The sequence below is a fragment of the Actinacidiphila alni genome (genome assembly GCF_900112845.1).
In the GTDB taxonomy this organism is placed as follows: domain Bacteria; phylum Actinomycetota; class Actinomycetes; order Streptomycetales; family Streptomycetaceae; genus Actinacidiphila; species Actinacidiphila alni.
In genome coordinates, this window is record NZ_FONG01000017.1 from 44,364 (window position 1) to 65,928 (window position 21,565).

A 21,565-nucleotide genomic window follows, 5' to 3' on the forward strand; every position below is an offset into this window, starting at 1 on the left:
CCGTCCGCCCCTCGGGATACGCTTCCGCCTGCAGACGGAAAGCGTGTCCCGGGGGGCTCCGCGTTCTCCGGGCAGGGGGAGGACCATGTCCGACCGGCTCAATGTGCGGGGCGTATTACGGCGGGTCGAGGCGATCGAGGACTGGTCGCTGACCGACGCCGAGTGGCGGGCGGTGGGCGCCGCCCTGGAGGCGCTGGGCGGCGCGCTCGCCGACGGCGACCGTGAGGCCGACGTCGAGGGCGTACGCGCCGCGCTCGGCACGCTCCAGGAGGTGGAGGAGGCGCGGCGGGCGCTGGCCAGGCCGGGACCGGTGCGTACGTACATCCCGCAGCAGCAGCGGGAGCAGCGCAACATCCTGGTGCGGCGGCTCACCCTCGACCTGAACCGGGAGGGCGCCGTGCCGCCGTCGGGTGTGCCGCCGGCCCCCGGGCAGTCCGGGTGATGCGCGCGGCGGCCCGCTGATGCGCGGGATCGACAAGCCGGCGCTGCTCGTCGCGTGCTTCGTGCCGACCGCGCCGGTGGACGACGCGCTGCCCGACTCCGGTGCCCCGCACGGCGATTCGGCACACGCCTATCTCGACGACCTGTGGCGGGCGTGCCGCGCGCTCGGCATGACCGCGCCGATCCCCGGCCTCCCGCTCCCGGCCGAGCATCTGCCCGCGATCCCTTCGCGGACACGGGAGTTGGAGATCCTCGCGGCGGCCGACCGGGGCGGCGGCACGGCCGTCTACTCCGTCTACGTCTTCGCCGAGCACGACACGGCGGGCCTGGTCGCGCTGCTCGCGCCCAATGACACCGACGCGGGCCTGGACCGCTGGGGCGAGCTGCTGGCCGAATGGCGGGCGGCGCTGGCCGGGATCGGGCGGCCCGGCGGCGGGCCGCCGACGGAGAGCGTCCTCGGCGAGTTCCACGTCTACGAGGCGCTGCGGCGGCGGACGTTCACCGGCACCGAGCAGGCGCTGTGCGAGGCGGTCCGGCGGTACGCGCCGGGGGCGGGTCCGTCGGCGGCGGGCAGCGGTCCAACGGCCAGTGGCACGGCGGGCAGTGATCCAACGGGCAGCGGGGCCGCGGGCGCCAACTGGTGGCGCGGCTACGACCGTACCGACCACGGCTTCAGCGTGTGGCGGCGCGAGGAGGACCACACCCGCGACCTCGTCTCCGACCTGTACGTGGTCGCCCCGGCCCGCCTGGAGGCCGAACTCGACGCCTGGGCCTGGGCGGTGGACGGCGAGAGCGGCCTGCGTCCGCTGACCCGCTATCTGCTGCACACCGCGAAGCTGCGCTACGAGGCCCGGCAGTACGCGGCGGCCGACCCGGTCGTCGCCCACGTCGATGTCACTGATCGTCAGACCCGGGAGCTGCTACAAGAGTTGGAGCCAGCGGCGGCCGGTGAACCGATCTCGCTCGGCCGTGTCCTGCGGGCCGCGAATCTGCTGGACCGTACGCAGCTCGGCCCGCAGGGCATGACGTGGACGATCACCGGCCTGCGCCAGCTGAGCCGTACGGTGGCGATCGCGGCGGCCAACATGCGCATCCACGCGCCGGTCGTGCACCGCCAGGGCCCCGGCGTGCCGTGGCCGGCCGCCGACCTCGCGGCCGCCGAGGCGTTGGTCGCGCAGGCCGACAGCGACCAGGTCTATCTGGAGACCACCCGCGAACGGGCCGAGGCGGCACGGGCGTTGGCCTCCACCATCGTGGACCGCGCCTTCGACGACCGGCGCGGCAAACTGACGCTCATTCAGGGCTCGGTACTGGGCGCGGTGGTGACGGCGCTGACCGTCGTCCAGTCGTTCCAGTACACGATCCCGCTGTCGCACATCGTCCAGTCCCCGACCATCGCGGTGCTCACCGCGCTGGCCCTCGCGCTGCCGCTGACCGTGCTGCGCTGGGCCGGGGTCCGGGCGACCACCTCGTACACCTGGCTGATGTCCTGGGCGGCGGGCCTGGTCGGCGCGTCGCTGGGCTGGCTGGTGACCGTGCTGATCCGCCGCCATCTCGACCAGGGCCCGTTGCCGGCCGCCGTGACACTGGCCTGCGCCGCGGTGTCCGGCCTGCTCGCGTACGGCGCGTCCCGCCTGCTGACCCGACGACACGGAGGTGCCCCATGACCCATGACGTACCCGCCGAGCCGATGCCCGCGCCGCGCGCCCCGGACGGCGCCTTACCCCCCGGCCCCGCACCGGGACCCACTCCCGATCCCGCACCCGCACCCGCACCCGCACCCGATCCCGGCGCGGCCATCCGCGCCTTCGTCGACGCCCTCGACGTCGAGGACCTGATCACCCGCTTCGACGTCGACTTCGACGTGCCGATGCGGCAGTCCGACGCCGTCGGCATGCTGCGGCTGGCGGGCGCGTACGCCCCCGTCCCGGACGGCGGCGACATCCGTTCGGTGGCGCGGCGCGTCGGCGCGTACTGGTGCGAGATCGTCCAGGCCGACATGGCGTACGAGCCGCTGACCGGGCTGCGGCTGATCGAGGCGTCCCGGGCGGACGCCGAACGGCTGCTGGCCCACCTCACGGCGCGCACCGCGGGGGTGCGCGCCGTGCCGGACGACTTCCTGTCCTACGTGGCCGCCCGCTGGTACGACGGCGTCGGCAGGATCCGCTACCGGCTCGGCGACTACACGCCCGCCCGGATCGCCTTCGGCACCGCCACGCAGACCGCGATGGCGGCCGGGCTGTGGTGGGTGCTGCCGGACCTGCGCAGCAACCGGATGCGCGCGGATTTCGAGGAGCGCAGCCAGACCGCGCGCGACCGCCCCGAGGGCACCGACTCCTTCGGTCTCGTCCCGCAGTTCAGGGCGCTGTGCTCGGCGCTGCTGTCGCAGGCCCGGACGTACCATGTCGCGCTCGCCGTGCCCGAGGAGGGCCCGCCCCGGCACCGCGAATTCCTCCGCGGCTACGCCAACGCGCTGCACAATCTGGCGACCGCGCTGCGCCAGGACGGCGACATCGAGGGCGCGTTGGACGTCACCGCCGAGTCGCTGGCCGTCGCCCGCGCGCTCGGCGACACCTACCGCGTCGCGCAGACGGTGAATCTCCGCGCGCAGTGCGACCCGGCCAACGCCGTCACGTACTACGAAGGGCTGCTCGACCAGCCGTGGCCGCGCGGCGCGCGGATCGCCCGGCAGAATCTCGCCATCCGCAAGGGAGGCCCGCGGGGTCTGGCCGAACTCGGCGCGATGCTCGACGACTTGGAGCGCGACGAGGGCGGCACCGGCCGGCAGACCGGCATGGACGTCGACTTCTACGCGTACACGGTGCGCGGATACGCGCGGGTCGCCGGTCAACTGCCCCCGGACGCACGCCCGTCCGATGTGCTGGAGCGGCGGCTGACGATGGCCAGGACGGTACGCGGCGCCGTCGCGCTGCCCGTCTACAAGCGGGCCTACGCCCGGCACATGCGGCCCGCCTACCTCCAGGCGATCGCCGCGGCCGTCCTGACCGGCGACGGGTCGCGGGAGAATCTGGAGCAGGTCCTGTCGCTGGTCGAGGAGTCCTCCGGCCGCGAACTGCTGGATCTGCTCGGCTCGTCCAGGCCGCCGGTGCTCGCCCCGCCCGGACCCGGACAGCGCCAGCCGGGCGCCGCCGCGCCCGACCCCGAACCCTGGAACGCGCCGGGCGAGGGGCGGCGGGCGGCGCCGCAGCCGCTCGCCGAGGAGGAAGCGGACGCGCTGCGCGACCTGATCGTGCGGCGCGAGCAGGAGTACGAGGAGTGGTTCCTCCAGCACCCGCTGACCTCCGTCACGCACGACGAGGACATCGCCCACCAGCTCGTGCAGTACACCCTCAACCACCAAGGCGCCTGCGTGGTGCGCTACTTCGGCTACGCGGCGCCCGACGGGGTGCGCGGCGACGGCGGCGAGGCGGTACGCGACCGGCTCGGCGTCATGGTCTGCCGCGACGGCCTGCTGACGCTCGCGCCCGCGGTCCCGTACGAGGACGTCAGGGCGCTCTCCGTCCAGGTGGCCGCCGACCTCGCGGCGGGCGCGCCGACCCCGGAGACCTGTCACCGGATCTGGGAGCTGCTGATCGCACCCGTGTGGGACATCGCCTCCGCCGGCGGCCCGTTGACGCATCTGACGCTGATCCCGACCGACGACCTGTTCGCGATGCCGCTGCACGCGGCGGCCGAGCCGGGCGACGACCGGCCGCTGGCCGCCCGCGTCCCGCTGTCGCACTCGGTCAGCGTCGCCGCCTTCGTCAGCCGCGGACGGCACCTGCTCAAGCGGCAGTTGATGGAGCGGGACGACGACCTGGCGGCGCTGCTGGTCACCGACGCCGACGCGACGGGCCGCGAGGTCGTCGCCACCGGCTGGGACCCGGAGCACATCGTGCTCGCCGGTGACGTCTTCGGCGGCTTCCCGGACCCTTCGGCGGCGCCGGAGGAGGCGCACCGCCATCCGGCGGACTGGTCGGGCGTCGCGGCCCTCGTGGAGTGCAAGCCGGAATTCTTCGTCTACGCCGGGCACGGCACGTACGTGGAGACCGGCGAGGCCACCGGGCCGCTGCTCAACCTCGGCGAGGAGGACGTCCTGACGCAGTTCGACCTCGCGCTGCACCTGAGCCTGCCGCGCAACAAGCTGACCGTGCTCGGCGCGTGCCTGGCGGGCCAGGGCATGCGCTCGGACGGCGGCGACGTGCTCGGCTTCATGCGGTCGCTGATGGTCAGCGGCGCCGGCGCGATCGGCGTGCCGCTGTGGAAGGTGCTCGACACGACGATGGTCGCCACCGTGCGCGCGCTGCTGCGCGGCAGCCGCGCGGTGCTGGCCCCCGGCGCGTCCGGCACCGGCGTCTTCGACGTCGTCGAGGCGCTGCACCGGCACTACCGCGACGACATCGAGACGTACGACGGGCTCGCGGCGCGCATCGAACGGCTGCCGCTGGCGCTGTACTTGTGAGGCAGTCGTGAGGCGCTTATGAGGGCCGGCCGGGCGGGGCCTCCCCCGCCCGGCCCGTACGATCCGGGTGACGACCAGCGGGTGACCAGCGGCAGCGCGCCGGGCAGGAGACGTGGCATGGACGGGACGGACGGTATCGACCTCGCCGAGGACGGCGCCCAGGACTCCGACGGCGAGGCCGACCGGGTACGGGAGCGGCGCCGGGCGCGGCTGGCCGCGTACGACGAACTGCGCGCCCGGCGGCCGGAGTTGTTCACCAATCCGGAGGGCGCCGCCTTCGAGATCCTGCTCGACCCGGCCGAGCAGGCGGCGGTGACCCGGCAGACCGCCGAACTCGCCGCCGCCCTGGGCCTGTCCGACGACGTCGCGGACATCGGCGTCGTCCACCAGGACCCGTACATCCGGCTCGTCCGGGACGCGGTGCGGTTCGCGGACGGCCGCACCGGCACGTACATCCGTATCGTCGGCGACCGCGCCACCGGCGGGGCCGCCGCGCTGCCGGTGCTGGACGACGGCCGGATCGTCCTGCTGCACCACTTCCGGCACGCCGACCGCCGCCGGCACTGGGAGATCCCGCGCGGCTTCGGCGAAGCGGGCGAGGACGGCGCCGCCACCGCCCGGCGCGAGGCGGGCGAGGAACTGGGCTGCGCGGTGCGCGAGAGCGTCCTGCTGGGTCCCTACGCCGCCGACTCCGGCATCGGCGACAACGTCAACGAGCTGCACCTCGTACGGATCGACACCGCCGCCTTCCGCGAGGAACCGGAGGACGGCGCCCGCGCGGAGGGCATCAGCGAACGGCGGGCGCTGGACCCCGGCGCCTTCCACGCGATGCTGCTCGGCGGGGAGATCACGGACGGTTACACGCTGGCGGCGTACGGACTGGCCGTCGCCCGTGGCCTGTTGGCGCCGCCCGGCCGCTGACGGCTTCGGGGCGGGCCCTGACACCGGTCCCATTCACCTTAATGGTCGGCGCTGTTCGTCAAACGGGTTCCCGCGTTCCGGTTGCGCGGACACCGCGCGTGACGGTGGACTGGACACCAGCCGTCACACGACCACCCGGAAGGCACAGCGCATGGCCACGTCACGCGGCCTCGACGTCTCCTCGTTCCAGGGCACCCAGGACTGGAAGGCCCTGGCAAGAAGCGGCATCACCTTCGCCTTCGCCAAGGCCAGCGAGGGCGAGCACACCAGGGACAGCCGCTTCGCCGGCCACATCGGCGGCATCATCGCCGCCGGACTCGTACCCGGCGCCTACCACTTCGGCTGGCCGAACCAGAACGCGGCCAAGGAGGCGGCCAATTACGTCGCCGCCGTCAAATCCCATGCCAGACGCGGCTTCGTGCACGTCCTGGACCTGGAACGGCGCAGCGACGGCGCCAACTACTCCGGCCGCACCGCCGCCCAGATCCGCGCCTACGCCTCGGCCTGGATCACCGCCGTGGCCAAGGCGTTCCCCGGCCAGCGCGTCGGCGTCTACACCTCTGCCGACGACATCACCAACAAGCACGTACCGGCCAACTCCGGCTTCCTCTGGTACCCGGCGTATCCGTCCGGCGCCATGTCGTACGCCGAGGCCGAGAAGCACGCCCGCCCCGCGCCCTCGGGACAGCACCCGCTGTTCTGGCAGTTCACCTCGACCCCCCTCGACCGCGATCTCGCCTACCTCTCCCCCGCCGACCTGCGCACATGGGCGGCCAACGACCCGGAGGACACCTTGCCCGAGCCCTTCGACGTATGGGCCTACAAAGGCCAGTTGAACGGAAAGACCGACCCGCACGACGCCTACTCCTACCTGCGCGGTACCAACGCCGACGTCAAAACCCTCGCCCGCCGCCTCGACGCCCTCACCGCCACCGTCAACACCCTCGCGAAGGCCCTGGCCGCCGCGAACCCCGCGATCGACGCCGACACCCTGCTGACCCAGGTCCACCAGGCCATCGACACCGCGGTGACCGCCGGGGAGGCGCCGGAGTAGCCCGTGCCCGCGAGGCCGGAGTAACCCCCGCTCGTGGGGCCGGAGTTGCGCGCGGGGCACTCCGGCCGGTATGCACAGCGGTAAAGCTGCGGGGGAAGGTGACACCATGGCGGGACTGGCGGTTGCCTGGAGGCGCTCCGCGATCGGACGGCTGGTCAAGCAGGCCACCCACATCGAACTGATGCACCGTTCGATGGGATTCGCCGCGCTCGGTTTCGTCACCCTGATGCCGCTGCTGGTGGTGGTGGCCGCCGCGACGCCGTGGGAGCACCGGCCCGGTTTCGCGCAGTGGGTCGTGGACGGCATGGGCCTGGACTCCGCCGGATCGCACAGCGTCCGCAGCCTGTTCGCCGCGCCCCGCAACGTACTGAGCGCCACCAGTGCCTGGAGCCTGGCCTCGCTCGCCTACTTCGGCCTCACCTTCGTGGCGAGCGTGGAGACCGGCTACCGCAAGATCTGGGACCTGCCGTCCGGGCCCTGGCACCGCGACTGGCGGCGCGCGGTGTGGCTGACGGTGCTCACCGGTTATCTGTTCTGCGAGTCGCAGAGCGCCGCCCTCATGGGCAGCGGGCTGCTGCGCGGCGGCGTGCGGATCGCGCTCACCTTCCTGCTGGGCGTGGTCTTCTTCGCCTGGGGCCAGCACTTCCTGGTCGGCGGGCGGGTGCGCGTCCGTACCGCCCTGCCGGGCGCGGTCTTCACCATGCTCGGCCTGGCGGGTCTGCGGATCTTCTCGCACCTGTTCTTCGCGCCGATGATCGTCTCCAACGCCGGTACGTACGGCCCCGTCGGGACGGTGCTCACCGTCGTCACCTGGCTGGTCGGCGTCGGCTTCGTCGTCTTCGGCGGGGCGCTGCTCGGGCGGCACGTACGGGACGGGCGGATGCTGCGGCGGGGCGCCGAGATTCCCCGGCCGCAGCGGCCGGGCGACTGGTACGAGGAGCCGGTCGAGACGGCTCCGGGTGTGCTGTGGCGGTCGGACGGGTCGGGCGGAGCGATCGACTAGCCCGCGGCCGCGGCCGTCGCCGCCGCCGGGGTGAGGTGGACGGGGTCGGGCCGGACGGCTTGCTCCGGCAGGACGGCTGCCGGCTCGGGCAGGAGCGCCGGCTCCGGGTGGGTGGCCGGGCGGCCGGGGGCGACCTCCAGCACGCTCTCGGTGACCGCGATCCTCCCGCCGAGCCGCGGCACCGGAAGCGTTCCCGGGTCGCCGGTCAGCAGCAGCCGTACCGCCGCCCACGGGAGGTTGAGCCCGCTGAAGGCTGTCTGGAAAATGCCCGCGGACGGCCGCGGGTTGGCCTCGAGGAGCACCGGGCGGCCCGCGCGGTGCCGGAGCTGGACGTTGGACAGATACGCAAGCCGGAAGTGCCCGACCAGCCGGCGCGCGATCGCGACCAGGGCCGGGTCGTCGAGCAGATGACGGTAACGCCCCTGCTTGGAGCGGGCGATGCCCGCGATCATCGCGCCGCCCGGGGCCGACAGGCAGTCCACGCTGATCTCGGGTCCCTCCAGATACGGCATCACCAGGAATTCCGGTACGGCCTCCCCTTCGTCGGCCGCGCGCCGCATCGCGCCCGCCACCGACGCGACCGACGCCAGCGGCAACGGCGCGGCCAGCAGGTCCTTCAGGCGCAGCGGCCGGTCGTCCAGGATCCGGAAGCCGAACGCCGAGAATTCCCCGGCGGGTTTGACGCACAACCGTTCACCGGCCGTGTCGGCGGCCAACTCCTCGACAGCGGTGAGGAATTGGTCGGCGTCCGACACCACCCGCCACGGCGGCACCGGCACCCCGGCCGCGCGGGCCGCCTCGTACGTACGGCCCTTGCTCGTCAGGACGTCCACGGCCGCGGGCGGCGAACACATCACCCGCGTACCGATGTCGGCGAACTCCCCGGTGCGGCCGGCGAGGGCGGCCAGCCGGCGGGGCGGTACGAGGACGTCGATCGCGTGCCGCCGGCAGAAGTCGAGCGCGAAGGCGGCGTAGTCGGCGTCCCCGACGTACCGCGGTTCCGGCTCCCCCACATCGCATGCGGCGAGCGCCGGCGCGTCCCGCTGCACATTGGTCCCGTAGATCCGTACGTCCACCGCGTCGGGGTTGTCGCGCAGCATCCCCATCACCTGCGCCGACGCGACTCCCGCGCTGCTGAGCCATATCCGAAGTGCTATGGCGATTCTCCTTTGCCGTCCCTGCGAGCCCCCCGAGGCCGCCGTCCGAGCATGCGGGCGCGGGGCACGGACGGCCCAAGTCCCCGCAGGCCGCGCGCCCTTTCCCGATCATGTGTGAGCGCACCCTAACGCTTCACTGTGACGCGGAGATTTCCGACCCACGTCAACTCGCCAACATCACGGGACGGGTTCCGGTGTGCGCTGGGGATTCCTGGGGCTGGACGGTTCAGACGGCGCCGTGGTGCGCGATGCCGAGCACCAGGACAAAGCGCCTTCCGCTACCGTCACGCTGCGCGGCGGCCGGCTCACCACGCCGTGGCGAGCCACACCGTCACCGCGGCCGCCACGATCAGGGCCGCATTGAGCCCGGTGTCCTTCGCCTCGCCGCGCGACAAGTGGAGTGCGGCGGCGAGGAGTTGGAGGACGAGGAAACCGGCCGCGGCGACGAGGGCGAGGGCGGGCGCGACACCGGTGAGCGGGGGCAGCAGCAGCCCGGCGGCGCCGAGTATCTCGACCGCGCCGATGCCCCGGACGACCGGCATCGGCACGGTGTCCACCCAGCCCATCATCGGCGCGAGCCGCTCCTTGCTCTGGACGGCCTTCTTGCCGCCCGCGTAGAGGTAGAAGGCGGCCAGCAGGGCCGCGACGATCCAGTAGGCAGTCTTCATGTGCGTCTCCTCCGACGTCATCGGTCATGGTTACGACTTGTAAGCAGCCACATGATCGGTGACGATGGAAAGGCTTACAAAAGGCACACGGGTGTGCGTGACGCACACCGCCCACGGGAGATTCCGATGTCGACGTACCGCCGTTCCTGCCTGATCCGCGGCGACGGCGGCCGCGCGATCCGCGGCCTCCTGGACCGCGTCGGCGACAAATGGACCCTGCTGGTCGTCACCACCCTCGACGGCGAACGCCTGCGCTTCACCGAACTCCAGCACCGCGTCCCCGGCATCTCCCAGCGCATGCTGACCCGCACCCTGCGCCACCTCGAACGCGACGGCCTGATCACCCGCACCGCCTACCCCGAGGTCCCCCCACGCGTCGAATACGCCCTCACCCCCCGCGGCCGCACCCTCATCGCCCCTGCCGTCGCCCTCGCCGAATGGGCCGTCGACAACGACCCGGCCATCACCGCCAGCCAGGCGGCGTACGACGCCGCACACCCGTCCGCCGCCGCGACGGACTGACGGCACGTCAATTGCTGTGATCCGTAAGGGCGTCACGGGCGTCCGGGCCGGGGTCTCAGCGTGACGGCGCCGGCCGGCCGATCTGGAGGAGGGAAGCCGGCGCCGGAGCGGCACAACAGCCGCTGTTCTGCTGGGTGTTGGCGGAGTCGGTGAGGAGGCCGGGGCCGCCGCAGACGCCGGTTTCGGGGAGGGTGAGGACGACGCGGTCGGCCGCTTCGGTGTCGCCGGCGAGGGCCGCGGTGATCGAGCGGACCTGCTCGTAGCCGGTCAGGGCGAGGAAGGTCGGGGCGCGGCCGTAGGACTTCTGGCCGGCGATGTAGAAGTCGGGTTCGGGGTGGGCGAGTTCGCGGTGGCCGTGGGGGCGGACGGTGCCGCAGGAGTGCTGGTTGGGGTCGATCTCCGGGGCGAGGGCGGCCGGGGCCTGAAGGCGTTCGTCGAGGCCGAGGCGGAGTTCGGCCAGGAAGGACAGGTCGGGGCGCAGGCCGGTCAGGACGATCACCTCGTCCACCGGGTCCAGGCGGCGGCCGTCGTCCCCGACAAGGACCAGGCGGCCGTCGGCGGCCCGTTCGACCGCCTCGGTGCGGAAACCGGTGACCGCCTCGGCGTGGCCGTCGTCCACCGCCGCCTTGGCGGCCAGGCCGAGGGCGCCGCGCGCGGGCAACTGGTCGGCGCTGCCGCCGCCGTACGTGGCGCCGCCCAGTGCCCGGCGCAGCACCCACACCGCGCGGGTGCCCGGGATGTCCCGGGCGAGTGCGGCGAGTGCCGCGAGCGCGGTGAAGGCGGAGGCGCCGGAGCCGATGACGGCGGTGCGCCGGCCCGCGTACCTGGCCCGTACGGCCGGGTCGCCGAGGTCGGGGACGCGGTACGCGAGGCGGTCGGCGGCGGCGCGTTCGCCCAGCGCGGGCAGGCCGTTGCCGCCCGCCGGGGCCGGCAGCGACCACGTACCGGAGGCATCGATGACGGCCCGGGCCCGTACGCGTTCCTCCCGGCCGTCCGCCGTCACGCGGTCGACGGTGAAGGGCCGCCCGTCCCGGCCCTCGTCCACCACCCGGTCGCGGCCCGCGCGGGACACCCCGGTGACGGTGGCCCCGTACGTCACGGCGGCGCCGAGCGCGTCGGCGAGCGGCTGGAGGTAGCCGCTGACCCACTCGGCGCCGGTCGGATACGCCTCGGGGTCCGGCGCGTCCCACCCTGCCGTGGCGAGCAGCCGCTCCGCGGCGGGGTCGGTCAGCTCGGCCCACCGCGAGAACAGCCGTACGTGCCCCCACTCCCGTACCGCCTGTGCGGCCTTCGCACCGCGCTCCAACACCCGTACGGGCAGGCCGCGTTCGGCCAGATGCGCGGCAGCGGCGAGGCCGACGGGGCCGGCCCCGATGACGACGACGGGCAGGCCGGAGGCGGGGCTGGCGGCAGGTGATGACACGACGACACCTCTTGATTCGACGTTTGTCTATGTCCGATGCCTTCGACGGTTGCACGACACATAGACGAGCGTCAACATAGACGTATGTCGAAGTCCTTGCCCGTCGTCGAACTGCCGGTCCTCCAGGACGCGGCGCAGTGCTGCCCGCCGATCACCGCGGGCGCGCTGCCGGTCGCCGACTCCGAGCGGATGGCCGCCCTCTTCAAGGCCCTGTCGGACCCGGTCCGGCTCCGCCTCTTCTCCCGGATCGCCTCCCACCCCGGCGGCGAGGCGTGCGTCTGCGACATCCAGGACGTCGGCGTCTCCCAGCCAACCGTCTCCCACCACCTGAAAAAACTCCGCGAGGCCGGCCTGCTCACCTCGCAGCGGCGCGGCACCTGGGTCTACTACCGCGTCGAGCCGGCCGCGCTCGCCGGCATGAGCCAACTGCTGGCCGTGCCTTCCTGAGCCGCTCAGGAAGGCACGGGCTCAGACGCGCTCGCGCACCCACGCCGGATCGGGATTGGTGTGCGCGGTCCCGGCCACGACCACCGTCGGCACCGTCTCGTTGCCGTCGTTGACGGCCCTGACCGCCGCCGCGGCCTCCGCGTCCCGCCAGATGTTCACCCAGTGCAGCCGCCCCGCCCGCGGGCCCAGCCGTATCCGCAGCCGCAGGCAGTACGCGCACCCCGGCCGCCAGAACACCACCGGCCGCCCGTCCGCCGCGCTGCGCCGCCGCGCCTCGGCGACGCCCACCGACCGCGGGAAGACCATCGGCGAATACACGGCGGCGAGCAGCGCGCACGCCACCAGTACGACCGCGGCCCCGCCGCCGTCCCCGCCCGCGGCCATCGCCCCCGCGACCACCGCGCCGCCGAGCAGCGTCAGCCCCGACAACCTCCACACCCGCCACCACATGCTGCCGCAGGTTACTCCCCGGTTCCGGGGGCCGGACGCGCGCGCGTCCTCAGCCGCAGTGGCCGCCCGACAGGCACGGCGGGACGCCGTACGTCGTCGTCGGCCGCGGTCGGGGTCACGGCCGCACGGTGGCGCGGTCGCCGGTCCCGGGCTGGGCGGCGTACGTGTCGACGAGGGAGAAGGCGACGAGGTAGCGGTGGTCCGCGTAGGCGGAACGGCTCACCGCGCGCGTCCACAGCGGGTGCCAGGCCACGTAGTACGTGCCCTCGACGGCGGACTTCCGTGGCGGGCCGTCGAGTTGGAGGTCCCCGGTGTCCGCCTCCGGCGGGCACGGGCGCTCCGCCACCGCAGCCTGGAGACCGACCTCGGCCCCCGTCGGGGCGGCGGCCTGCGCGGCCGGGACGTACCCCGTGGACAGGCAGATCGGCCGCGACCCCGGCGGTTCCGTGCTGCCCCGCTGCACCGCGGAGGGCGAAGCATCGCCGCCGGCCTCGCTCAGCCATGTGGCCATGGCGGTCAGCGTGTTCCGGCCGGCGTCCGTGCCGGCCCACTTCTTCTCGGCCAGTACGGCGTCGAGTTGGCGCAGGCGCGTGCGGATGTCCCCGTCGAACGCGAGGTAGAGGACGGTGTTGCGGGTGCAGCGGATCGGCGACCAATTCCTCGGCCCGAACATCGCGCCCTGTTCCAGCGTCCGGCAGGAGTCCGCCACCGACGTGCCGACCGGCACCGCCCAGGGCAGCGCGGCCCTCAACTCCCCCAGCCGCGCGGCCCCTTCCCGCGCCGCGTCCGCACCCGCACTCCGCGTGGCCGCCGAGCGCGCGAAGGCACCGACATCCGGCGGCGGCCGGTCCCACGTCCGGTGGATCTGCCACAGCGCACCGAGCACGACCGCGCACACCACGAAGAGCACGAGCGACACGACGCCCACACACCCACGTACCCATGCCGGCGACCCGCCCCGCGCCACCCCCGCCGAATGCCCCATGCCCGCATGATCCCTGCCCCGTACAGGAGTTGCGGCAACGACCGGATCTCCTTCCGGTCTCGCCATCCGGAATGCCGGCCGCCGGTCCGTACGGCCCCGCTCCTCCCGGCCGCACTGTCAGTGCCACGATCTACGGTGCGGCCATGTCCTTCCCCTGACCGGAGCCGGCAGTTCGGCCGGACCGCCGGTGCCCGCCCCGCTCACTCGTCGTCTCCGCCGACGAAGTCCACGCCGCCGCTGCCGGAGAGCGTGACGTAGCCGTTCTCCCACCGGAATCGCCATCCTCCGGCATCGCTCACGCATGACGCGCGCGTCCATTGGCACTGGTACCGGGTGGGTTTCCCCGCGTCCTCGACACGGACCGTCTTCGGCAGCCGGTCGCATCGGGCCGGGCCCTTGTCCGCGCGCTGCCGGGCGGCCTCGTACACCGCGTCGGCCGTCAACGTACCGCTGACCACCACGGCGTCGTACTGGCTGAGGCCGTCCCCGAGAGAGGTGGAATAGACCCTCCACACGAGGTCGAGACCACTGCGGATCACCGTGCAGCGTTCGACCGTCTGGGCGCCGATGGACCCATCGGCCTCGCACGTGCCGGGCCGAACCTCGCCGGAGGCCGACTGCGCCGCCGTGCGGTGCACCAGGTCGCGCATCACCTCGTCCGTGTCCGGAGGCAGGACGACCTTGGACCCCTCGCCGGGCGGAGCGGCGGAGTCGTCGGCGTGCGGCGGGACCTCCATTGCCAGCGGCGCCCCTTCGACGCGGGACGGGGCAGTCGGTTCGCTCCGGTCGCAGACCGACGCGGTCCCCGGCGAGCAGGCCGCGAGCAGCAGTACGACGGGTACGGCGGCACCCGCGGCGACCGGCCCGAGCGCCCGTCCCGCGGCGCCAGTGCGCCACACCGCCACCGCCACGTCCCCACGTCCCTTCCCCAGCCCTCACCCGGTCCTCGCCCGGTCCTTGCATGGCCCCCCCCTGCATGGCCCGTGCCCGTATGCACGGCGGGGGCCCAAGGGTAGCGAGCGGGGATCGGGTGCTGAAGGCTCCCGCGGTGCGCCCGGTCCTCGGGCTTCGCCCGACACACGTCGCCGGGAGCCTTGGTGACCTCGGTCTTGCCGTCCGCCCGGGAGGCGCACTCCGCGGTCCTTCCGGTGGGACCGACCGTCGACGACCGGAGCGTTGACATCCCTAGCTAACAGCATTAGCTTTAAGTTAATGACGTTAGCCACTCAGTCGTTCCGACGGAGGACCCCATGCCCGAGTACCTGACCATCGGTGAACACACCCTCGCCTACGACCTGACCGGCGAGGGCCCCCTCGTCGTGCTGGCGCACGGGCTGGGCGACAGCCGGCACTCGTACCGCTTCGTCGCCCCGGCGCTGGCCGCGGCCGGTTACCGGGTCGCGAACGTCGACGTCCGCGGCTGCGGCGACTCCGGTCTCGGCTGGGACGGCTACAGCCGCACCGACATCGCCGGCGACTTGGTCGCTCTCGTACGGCACCTCGGCGGCCCGGCCGTGATCGTCGGGCACTCGATGAGCGGCGGCGCGGCGACCATCGCCGCCGCCACCGCTCCCGACCTGATCAACGGCGTCGTCGAACTGGCCCCGTTCACCCGCAAGCAGGCCGCCGACCTCGGCGCCCTCGTCCGGGTCAAGCCGTACCGGAAGGGTGCCCTCCTGATGGCCCGGGTCGCCATGCTCGGCAGCCTGCCGGCCTGGAAGACGTATCTGGACCTGGCGTACCCGGCCAAGCCCGCCGACTGGGACGCCGAACTGGCCCGTATCGACGCCAAGATGAGCGAGCCCGGCCGGATGAAGGTCCTCCAGGCCATGTGCCAGTCGGCGGCCGACGCCGGCGCCCAACTGCCCCACGTCGCCTGCCCCGTGCTGATCGTCGAGGGCAGCGCCGACCCCGACTGGGCCGACCCGCGCGCCGAGGGGGAGCGGATCCTCGCCGAACTGCCCCAGGGCCTCGGCGAACTGGCGGTCATCGAAGGCGCCGGACACTACCCGCACGCCCAAACCCCGCAGGAAGTCGTTGAGTTGACCCTGTCCTTCCTGGCCAGGACGACCGCCCGTGCCTAGGGCGGGACTTGACCCGGCGCAGGTCACCGAGGCCGCCGCCGCGCTCGTCGACGAGGTCGGGTTCGACCGGCTCAGCATGGGACTTGTCGCCGAGAGGCTCGGCGTCAAGACGCCCTCGCTCTACAAGCACGTCGCCGGCCAGGCCGACCTCGCCCACCGGATCGCCGTCCTCGCGGCCACCCAACTCGGCGACGCCGTACGCGACGCCACCCAGGGCCGGGCCGGCGGTGACGCCCTCTTCGCCGCCGCGCAGGCCATGCGGACGTACGTACGCGCGCACGCCGGACGGTACGCGGCGCTCAACAGCGCCCGCCCGGACGGGCCCGACGATCCGTTCGCCGCGGCCGCCGCCCGGGCACTGGGCTCCCTCGCCGCCGTCCTGCACGGCTACGACCTCGACCCCGACCAGGAGACCCACGCCCTGCGCATGCTGCGCAGCATGCTGCACGGATTCTCGACCCTCGAAGTCGCGGGCGGCTTCCAGCTGGACACCGACGTCGACGACAGCTTCACCTGGATGATCACCTTCATCGACCGGGGACTCCGGGCCGCCACACCGCCCGCCCACTGACGACCGAAAGGCGGTCACGGCCGTGACCGACAACACCCGAGGCGCTTTGCGCTTCCTCGCCGAACTGATCGCCTGGGTCGCCACCCCCTGGGCCCTGTGGCCCCACTCACCGGCCCTCGCGATCGGCGCCGTCCTCCTCCTGATCGGCCTGCCCACCCTCTTCAGCACCCCCGGCGACCGCCCGGGCGGCGACAGCCCCTTCCCGGTCCCCGGCGCCGTAACGATCCTCCTGGTCCTCCTCCAACTCGCCGCCGCCACCGCCTCGTCCTGGACCCTCCTCCCCACCTGGCCCGCCGCCGCGATCACCGCCCTCTGCCTCACCATCCCCCTCACCGACCACCCCCGCCGGCACCGCCTCCTCACCACCCCTCCAGCCCCGACCAGGTAGCCACCCGTGTCCATGCCCCGCATCCCATACGACCGACTTCCCGCCGACGTCCGCCAAGCGGTCGCCGTCAGGACCGGCGCGATTCACGAGGCGACGACCGCGCCCGGCGGCATGAATTCCGGGGTCGCCTCCGTCCTCACCACCGCCGGCGGCCCCGTCTTCGTGAAGGGCATCCCGACCGGCCATCCCCAAGTGACCGCCCAGCGCCGCGAGCCCGCGATCGCCCCGCACCCGCCCGCCTCGTGCGACCCCATAGGCCGTGTGGGACTTGAACCCACAACCAGTGGATTAAAAGTCCTGGTCAGAGAGTGCCGGGGGGTGGTGGACAGTGGGTCGCCATCCGAAACCCGCAGGTCAGGCCGACAGCTGTTGGCCGCCCCGTCCGCTACGTACCGCCCAGTGCCAGCACATCCGCTCACGCATCGCTCACGCATTCGGCCGTGCGGCTGGCCTCGTTCCATCGCTGCCCCGTCGCCTTGCCCGATACTCGTCAGTATGACGTGAAGTCACCCTGAACGGCAGCCCAGCAGTCCCGGATCTGGGATGCTGAGGGCGATCGAGAGGGGCCGCAGCGATGCAGTGGAAGATCCATGGGGAACGTCCGATCTACGAGAACCCTTGGGTGAACGTGTGGTTGGTCGATGTCGAGCAGCCGGACGGGCGGCGGTGGGAGCACCACGTGCTCAAGCTGCGACACCTGGCAGTGGCAGCCGTGGTGAACAACGAGAAGCGGGTCCTGATGATGTGGCGCCATCGCTTCATCACGGACTCATGGGCCTGGGAACTGCCCATGGGCCTGGTCGAGGCCGATGAGACTCCGGCCGAGGCTGCCGGGCGCGAGGTCATGGAGGAGACCGGTTGGCGCACCAGCGAGATGAAGCCGCTCATCTATGCCCAGCCGGCCAACGGAATCACCGACTCGGAGCACTTTGTCTTCCGCGCCGACGCGGTCGAGTACGCCGGTCCGCCGACCGAACTCAACGAGTCCGACCGGCTTGAATGGATCCCGCTGTCCGAATTGCGCGGCATGATCGACCGGCGTGAAATCGTCAGCAGCGGGACACTCGTGGGAGTTCTCTACCTGCTTCTGGACGAGGCCGGACTCTGATCAACCTGCTGTCTCCGCCAGCCGGGCGTCCAGTTCCGCGACTGGCCGGAATGTGCGGAACGGCATGAGCAGGTGACGGAAGTCCCGCAAGTGTGAGGTCACACGGGGCGAGTCGACGGTCGCAGACAGGTTCAGGGCGTCATTCGCCGCTCGGCATGCCTCCTCCACCTGGCCACGTTGCAGCTGGGTCCTCGCCAGCCAGAAGGAATGGAAGGCCCGGCCGCGCAGATTCGTCTCCGGCTCATCGCGCAGCGCTTCCGCGATCAACGGCTCGGCGGCACCCGCATCCCCGAGCTGCCCGAGCGCGATGCCGATGTCCACGGTGAGTTTGGTGCGGTCGAAGTAATTCACCCACGGTGGGTCGTCGTCTGCGAATCCGACCCGCCCGAACTGCAACTGCGCCTCAGCGATGGCTGCATGGGTCGCCGGCCGGTCACGTGCGCTGGCGTGGCCGAACGCTTCGCGGACGTACAGCATCGCCATCAGTCTCGGAGTGCCACCGTCGTGGCGGGCAACGTCCTGGGCAGTCCGTGCCAATGTGACAGCTTCCTCGGCCCGGTCCTGATAGGTGGCTTGGAGGCTCAAACAAGCGAGGACGTTGGCGACGAAGGCCCGGTCGTCGATCGCGCGGGCCAGGCGCAGGGACTGGGTGAAGTACGCCCTCGCTGTGCTGTACTGCCGTGCGTCGAAGAGCGTCCAACCGGCCAGCCGGGCGAGTTCCGCAGCGATGCCGTGCAGACTGCGCCGGTAGTTCGGATCCGTACTGTCGGCCAGTAAGCCCAGGACGTACCTGAGTTGCGCAATCACAGCCGGCCGTAGGGCCTCGCCGCCGTGCTCGTCGTCCCGCCGCCAGTAGTCTTCGATCGAGGTCTGGAGGGACCGAAGCGTGCTCGGCGTTACTTTCGTGGCCGCCGCGATGGCGAGAATGCCGTCCAGATCCTCTGGCTGTCCCGGGAGGAAGCTCAGTCCAGGGGTCTCCTCGGCGAATCTGCGCACGGGCGGAGCGGGGGCCGGAGTTCGTTCCTCCCAGTCCCGCGGCGCGAGGCCGAGCATGTGACCGGGAACCCGTAGGCCGTCCGCTACGCGTTCGATCACGTTCATGTTCGTGATGGTCCGGCGACCGGAAACGACCTCACCGACCCTGCTCGGTGTCAGCTCACATTGGCGGGCGATGCGGGAGACGTGAATACCGCCCCGTGCTTTCGCCAAGCCGAAGATCTTGGTGAAGTCCCGCGCGGCGCAAGCCTCGATCATCTCGGGATCTGCCAGCAGACGAGCGGGCAGGCCGATCGCTGCTGTGGGTTCGATCATGCCGGCGCCCCCTGGTACGGGAGTGTGATCGCTCATCGTCACACGGGATCACTTACTGCGAGTTTACCCAGCATGGGTGTCCACGCTGGCCTTATCCCAGGACGGGTCCCTGGAGCAGTCTGAGATTCCCTCCAGGAGCTGGCCTCCGGAGAAAACGACAAGCCCCGTGCTGCACCGAAGTCAGCGGCATGGCACGGCATCCAGCGTCTCGAAAGGTCCCCAGCGATGTCCGACACCATCTCGGATACCTGCCCTCCTACATTCGGATTCCGCGTCGAAGCCGAGTCCGAGGCGGTGTCCGAAGCCCGGCGGAAGATCGTCGCGTTAGTGCGGGGCTGGGATGTGCCGGTGTCTGACAACACCTTGGACGACTTGGAGTTGCTGTCCACCGAGCTGATCACGAATGCCGTCCGGCACACCGATTCGTCCTGTGCGGTGGCCGTGCGCTGGACCGGCGAGCGCGTCCGGGTCGAGGTCACCGACGTGAGTCCTGCGCGCCCGTACCGGCGCCACAGCTCGCCAGAGGCGGAGGGCGGACGCGGCCTGCTCTTGGTCGAGTCCCTGGCCACCGCTTGGGGAAGCGCCCCCGATCCGGCAGGGAAGGTCGTCTGGTTCGAACTCGGACCGTCCGACGGGACGCCTCCTCCCTGGAGCACTCCCGGTAAGTGGACGATCACCACCGACAGCGGATCGGCTACGTCCGGCTACCTCCCCGCCTGGGCCGAGGACGACCCGACCGAGGTCAATGTGCCCCTGGACCAGTTGCCGGAACGGCTGGCCGGCATCAACCACCGGAACTTCTTCGAGGGCCCGATGATGCCCATCAATGCCCCGGACGTATGGGACGGGGTCGAGGAGGACGCGGTCTTCGAGGGCAGCATCGACTGCAACCCCTACGACCCGGATCCCGGCCTCCGCGTGCCGGTCGTCAACCTCCAGGTCTGCGTCGGGCGCTGGATCCTCGGCCTGGACCCGCACGGCCTCGCCGAAGTCACCGCGAAGCTCCGTGCCCACGCCGACTTTCTGGAGGCGAAGATCCGTCCCGCGCTCATCGCCGCCCGTGAGGACTGGGCCGCCCATCACACGGATTAATCACCCGCTCTACCTGTGGAGGTCGTCGTGACCGCACGCCCGCTCGCCGCCAGAGACGAAGGCACGTCGTACAGCACGGTGCCGCGCCTCGTCGCCAGCCCGTTCCTCGGCCAATACCTGCTCGTCCAGCCCGGTCACGCCACAGGCGTACGCATCCCCGAGGCCCGTTACGAGGAGCTGCGGAGCGCCGTCATCAACGATCAGGCGGCCCCGGCCTGGTTGACCGACGCCGCAGCACGAGCATGGGGCAGCGAACTTCCGCAGGTCCGGACGCTCTGCGACCTTCTCCTCGTCCGGGAGCGTTCTCGATACGGCTACGCCAAAGCGTCGTGGGAGATCAACCTCGGCTGCGACTACAACTGCGAGTTCTGCTACCTCGGGGAGAAGCGCTTCGCCGGCCTGGACTGGGAAGGCAAGCAGCAGCTCCTGCGCGTCATGCGGGACGCCGGGGTCCTGTGGTTGCAGATCACCGGTGGGGAGGCGCTGATCGACCGCGAGTTCGGCGCGGCGTACGAGTACGCCCACCAGCTCGGCATGATGGTCCAGGTCTCCTCCAACGGCTCGTCGCTGCGGAAGCGGCCGGTCCGGGAGCTGTTCGCCCGCCTCCGCCCGTACCGCCTGACCGTGAGCCTGTACGGCGCGACCGCCGGGACGTACGACGCGGTCACGAAGAACCGCGGAGCGTTCGGCCGGTTCACGGCGGGCCTGGACGCCGCCCGCGAGGACGGGCTGCCGGTCCGGCTCAACGTCATCGTCTCGGACGACAACGCCCATGAGGTCGACGCCATGGTCCGGCTCGCGGAGTCGTATGGCTTCCCACACCAGGTGTATTCGAGCATGTCGCCCACGATCGACGGCGCGGCAAACCCGCTGGCGGCCCAGGCACATGAGCACCGGCGCCCCCGAAGCGTCTTCACCGGCTGCAACGCCGGCCACACCTTCTTCCACGTCGATCCGCACGGCATCGCGTCGATCTGCAAGGTCGGCCGCGACCCGAGCGTGAACCTCATCACCGAGGGCGTCGAGGCCCTCCCCCGGCTCGGCGCGATCGCCGAGTCCCTGCAACTCCGCACCGGTGGCTGCTCCGGCTGCACGAAGACCGGCACGTGCCGTACGTGCCGGCCGCTGGCCAAGCTCTACCAGGAGGCGGGGGACCAACGAGAGCTCTACTGCCAACACGGAGGTTACGGATCATGACTCCACCCACCGCAGTCCTTGCCCCGGCACGTCAGCCGGTGCCGGTCACCATCGGCCGGCGTCCGCCGACCACTCCGAACGACGTCCCGCCTGTGCCGCTGGCCGTCGCGCCGATCGGGGACGACGAGTTCCGGATCATCGCCGACCTTGACGAGGCAGCCGAGGGAGCCGAGTGCTCCTGCTCGGCGGGCGAGGATCAGCCTTACTGACCCAGCCGGGCATGCCCGGTGCCGCCCCGGCCGTAATCTGGCCGGGGCGGCATCACCAATTCCCAGCAGCCA

Annotated in this window: 22 protein-coding genes; 15 read left to right on the top strand and 7 right to left on the bottom strand. The window is 72.1% G+C overall.

Annotation, left to right across the window (positions count from 1 at the left end; genetic code table 11):
* Positions 1 to 85: 85 nt before the first annotated feature.
* The 6 genes from BM076_RS25085 to BM076_RS25110 all read left to right on the top strand — a co-directional run bounded on the left by BM076_RS25085 (position 86) and on the right by BM076_RS25110 (position 7,881).
* Complete coding sequence (locus tag BM076_RS25085; protein ID WP_093715966.1) at positions 86 to 442, top strand: CATRA system-associated protein; 357 nt, start codon at positions 86 to 88, stop codon at positions 440 to 442.
* A gap of 19 nt (positions 443 to 461) precedes the next feature.
* Positions 462 to 2,108 carry a CATRA conflict system CASPASE/TPR repeat-associated protein gene (locus tag BM076_RS25090; RefSeq protein WP_143120634.1) on the top strand — a complete coding sequence of 549 codons (1,647 nt, stop codon included), beginning with the start codon at positions 462 to 464 and terminating at the stop codon, positions 2,106 to 2,108.
* Complete coding sequence (locus BM076_RS25095; RefSeq protein ID WP_245796326.1) at positions 2,105 to 4,903, top strand: CHAT domain-containing protein; 2,799 nt, start codon at positions 2,105 to 2,107, stop codon at positions 4,901 to 4,903. The genes BM076_RS25090 and BM076_RS25095 overlap by 4 nt, the downstream gene beginning before the upstream one ends.
* Positions 4,904 to 5,020: 117 nt before the next feature.
* Positions 5,021 to 5,824, top strand: coding sequence for an NUDIX hydrolase (locus tag BM076_RS25100; protein ID WP_093715968.1), 804 nt, complete (start codon positions 5,021 to 5,023; stop codon positions 5,822 to 5,824).
* A gap of 151 nt (positions 5,825 to 5,975) precedes the next feature.
* On the top strand, positions 5,976 to 6,878 hold the full coding sequence (locus BM076_RS25105; protein ID WP_245796328.1) for a glycoside hydrolase family 25 protein: 903 nt from the start codon (positions 5,976 to 5,978) through the stop codon (positions 6,876 to 6,878).
* 106 nt (positions 6,879 to 6,984) lie between these two features.
* Positions 6,985 to 7,881, top strand: a complete 897-nt coding sequence (locus BM076_RS25110) for a YhjD/YihY/BrkB family envelope integrity protein (RefSeq protein WP_093715969.1) — start codon at positions 6,985 to 6,987, stop codon at positions 7,879 to 7,881.
* On the opposite strand, the gene BM076_RS25115 is transcribed toward BM076_RS25110, so the two are convergent.
* Together BM076_RS25115 and BM076_RS25120 are read right to left on the bottom strand one after the other, a co-directional pair.
* Positions 7,878 to 8,981 (bottom strand): ATP-grasp domain-containing protein, encoded by a 1,104-nt coding sequence (locus tag BM076_RS25115; RefSeq protein WP_245796330.1) that lies wholly within the window; start codon positions 8,979 to 8,981, stop codon positions 7,878 to 7,880. The two genes, BM076_RS25110 and BM076_RS25115, sit on opposite strands and share 4 nt — an antisense overlap.
* A 362-nt stretch (positions 8,982 to 9,343) precedes the next feature.
* A complete protein-coding gene (locus BM076_RS25120) occupies positions 9,344 to 9,706 on the bottom strand; it encodes a DoxX family protein (protein ID WP_093715971.1) in 363 nt (120 codons plus the stop codon).
* Between the two features lie 126 nt (positions 9,707 to 9,832).
* On the opposite strand from BM076_RS25120, the gene BM076_RS25125 reads away from it, so the two are divergent.
* On the top strand, positions 9,833 to 10,228 hold the full coding sequence (locus BM076_RS25125) for a winged helix-turn-helix transcriptional regulator (protein ID WP_093715972.1): 396 nt from the start codon (positions 9,833 to 9,835) through the stop codon (positions 10,226 to 10,228).
* A gap of 55 nt (positions 10,229 to 10,283) precedes the next feature.
* Here the strand turns inward: BM076_RS25125 and BM076_RS25130 are convergent, their stop codons facing one another.
* On the bottom strand, positions 10,284 to 11,651 hold the full coding sequence (locus BM076_RS25130; protein WP_093715973.1) for an FAD-dependent oxidoreductase: 1,368 nt from the start codon (positions 11,649 to 11,651) through the stop codon (positions 10,284 to 10,286).
* Between the two features lie 84 nt (positions 11,652 to 11,735).
* On the opposite strand from BM076_RS25130, the gene BM076_RS25135 reads away from it, so the two are divergent.
* A complete protein-coding gene (locus tag BM076_RS25135) occupies positions 11,736 to 12,098 on the top strand; it encodes an ArsR/SmtB family transcription factor (protein ID WP_093715974.1) in 363 nt (120 codons plus the stop codon).
* Between the two features lie 21 nt (positions 12,099 to 12,119).
* Here BM076_RS25135 and BM076_RS25140 read toward each other — a convergent pair whose 3' ends face one another.
* The 3 genes from BM076_RS25140 to BM076_RS25150 all read right to left on the bottom strand — a co-directional run bounded on the left by BM076_RS25140 (position 12,120) and on the right by BM076_RS25150 (position 14,444).
* Positions 12,120 to 12,548 (bottom strand): glutaredoxin domain-containing protein, encoded by a 429-nt coding sequence (locus tag BM076_RS25140; RefSeq protein ID WP_177246600.1) that lies wholly within the window; start codon positions 12,546 to 12,548, stop codon positions 12,120 to 12,122.
* Between the two features lie 115 nt (positions 12,549 to 12,663).
* Complete coding sequence (locus BM076_RS25145) at positions 12,664 to 13,467, bottom strand: hypothetical protein (protein WP_143120635.1); 804 nt, start codon at positions 13,465 to 13,467, stop codon at positions 12,664 to 12,666.
* Positions 13,468 to 13,733: 266 nt separating this feature from the next.
* Complete coding sequence (locus BM076_RS25150) at positions 13,734 to 14,444, bottom strand: hypothetical protein (RefSeq protein ID WP_093715976.1); 711 nt, start codon at positions 14,442 to 14,444, stop codon at positions 13,734 to 13,736.
* Positions 14,445 to 14,783: 339 nt separating this feature from the next.
* Between BM076_RS25150 and BM076_RS25155 the strand changes: the two genes are divergently transcribed.
* The 4 genes from BM076_RS25155 (at position 14,784) to BM076_RS25175 (ending at position 17,684) form a co-directional block, all read left to right on the top strand.
* Positions 14,784 to 15,617, top strand: a complete 834-nt coding sequence (locus tag BM076_RS25155; protein WP_093715977.1) for an alpha/beta fold hydrolase — start codon at positions 14,784 to 14,786, stop codon at positions 15,615 to 15,617.
* Positions 15,610 to 16,188 (top strand): TetR/AcrR family transcriptional regulator, encoded by a 579-nt coding sequence (locus BM076_RS25160; RefSeq protein ID WP_093715978.1) that lies wholly within the window; start codon positions 15,610 to 15,612, stop codon positions 16,186 to 16,188. The genes BM076_RS25155 and BM076_RS25160 overlap by 8 nt, the downstream gene beginning before the upstream one ends.
* Positions 16,189 to 16,210: 22 nt before the next feature.
* Positions 16,211 to 16,576, top strand: coding sequence for a hypothetical protein (locus BM076_RS25165; protein WP_093715979.1), 366 nt, complete (start codon positions 16,211 to 16,213; stop codon positions 16,574 to 16,576).
* A 574-nt stretch (positions 16,577 to 17,150) separates the two neighbouring features.
* Positions 17,151 to 17,684 (top strand): NUDIX hydrolase, encoded by a 534-nt coding sequence (locus tag BM076_RS25175; protein WP_093715980.1) that lies wholly within the window; start codon positions 17,151 to 17,153, stop codon positions 17,682 to 17,684.
* On the opposite strand, the gene BM076_RS25180 is transcribed toward BM076_RS25175, so the two are convergent.
* The gene (locus BM076_RS25180) at positions 17,685 to 18,995 is read right to left on the bottom strand and encodes a tetratricopeptide repeat protein (protein WP_093715981.1); all 1,311 of its coding nucleotides are present in this window, start codon (positions 18,993 to 18,995) and stop codon (positions 17,685 to 17,687) included.
* A gap of 225 nt (positions 18,996 to 19,220) precedes the next feature.
* Between BM076_RS25180 and BM076_RS25185 the strand changes: the two genes are divergently transcribed.
* From BM076_RS25185 to BM076_RS25195, 3 genes are all read left to right on the top strand, one after another.
* Complete coding sequence (locus tag BM076_RS25185; protein WP_093715982.1) at positions 19,221 to 20,087, top strand: ATP-binding protein; 867 nt, start codon at positions 19,221 to 19,223, stop codon at positions 20,085 to 20,087.
* Between the two features lie 78 nt (positions 20,088 to 20,165).
* Entirely contained in the window at positions 20,166 to 21,284 is a 1,119-nt protein-coding gene (locus tag BM076_RS25190) for a radical SAM protein (RefSeq protein WP_093716067.1), read from the top strand.
* Positions 21,281 to 21,493: a hypothetical protein gene (locus BM076_RS25195; protein ID WP_093715983.1), complete on the top strand. Its 213-nt coding sequence runs from the start codon at positions 21,281 to 21,283 to the stop codon at positions 21,491 to 21,493. Before BM076_RS25190 ends, BM076_RS25195 begins: the two co-directional genes overlap by 4 nt.
* Positions 21,494 to 21,565 lie beyond the last annotated feature (72 nt).

Bases quoted from the DNA above. Each gene is read 5' to 3' on its own strand.
- BM076_RS25180 (WP_093715981.1), bottom strand. From the start codon at position 18,995: ATGATCGAACCCACAGCAGCGATCGGCCTGCCCGCTCGTCTGCTGGCA.
- BM076_RS25115 (WP_245796330.1), bottom strand. From the start codon at position 8,981: ATGCTGCGCGACAACCCCGACGCGGTGGACGTACGGATCTACGGGACC.
- BM076_RS25100 (WP_093715968.1), top strand. From the start codon at position 5,021: ATGGACGGGACGGACGGTATCGACCTCGCCGAGGACGGCGCCCAGGAC.
- BM076_RS25120 (WP_093715971.1), bottom strand. From the start codon at position 9,706: ATGAAGACTGCCTACTGGATCGTCGCGGCCCTGCTGGCCGCCTTCTAC.
- BM076_RS25090 (WP_143120634.1), top strand. From the start codon at position 462: ATGCGCGGGATCGACAAGCCGGCGCTGCTCGTCGCGTGCTTCGTGCCG.
- BM076_RS25125 (WP_093715972.1), top strand. From the start codon at position 9,833: ATGTCGACGTACCGCCGTTCCTGCCTGATCCGCGGCGACGGCGGCCGC.
- BM076_RS25105 (WP_245796328.1), top strand. From the start codon at position 5,976: ATGGCCACGTCACGCGGCCTCGACGTCTCCTCGTTCCAGGGCACCCAG.
- BM076_RS25085 (WP_093715966.1), top strand. From the start codon at position 86: ATGTCCGACCGGCTCAATGTGCGGGGCGTATTACGGCGGGTCGAGGCG.
- BM076_RS25140 (WP_177246600.1), bottom strand. From the start codon at position 12,548: ATGTGGTGGCGGGTGTGGAGGTTGTCGGGGCTGACGCTGCTCGGCGGC.
- BM076_RS25175 (WP_093715980.1), top strand. From the start codon at position 17,151: ATGCAGTGGAAGATCCATGGGGAACGTCCGATCTACGAGAACCCTTGG.
- BM076_RS25185 (WP_093715982.1), top strand. From the start codon at position 19,221: ATGTCCGACACCATCTCGGATACCTGCCCTCCTACATTCGGATTCCGC.
- BM076_RS25135 (WP_093715974.1), top strand. From the start codon at position 11,736: ATGTCGAAGTCCTTGCCCGTCGTCGAACTGCCGGTCCTCCAGGACGCG.
- BM076_RS25095 (WP_245796326.1), top strand. From the start codon at position 2,105: ATGACCCATGACGTACCCGCCGAGCCGATGCCCGCGCCGCGCGCCCCG.
- BM076_RS25110 (WP_093715969.1), top strand. From the start codon at position 6,985: ATGGCGGGACTGGCGGTTGCCTGGAGGCGCTCCGCGATCGGACGGCTG.
- BM076_RS25195 (WP_093715983.1), top strand. From the start codon at position 21,281: ATGACTCCACCCACCGCAGTCCTTGCCCCGGCACGTCAGCCGGTGCCG.
- BM076_RS25155 (WP_093715977.1), top strand. From the start codon at position 14,784: ATGCCCGAGTACCTGACCATCGGTGAACACACCCTCGCCTACGACCTG.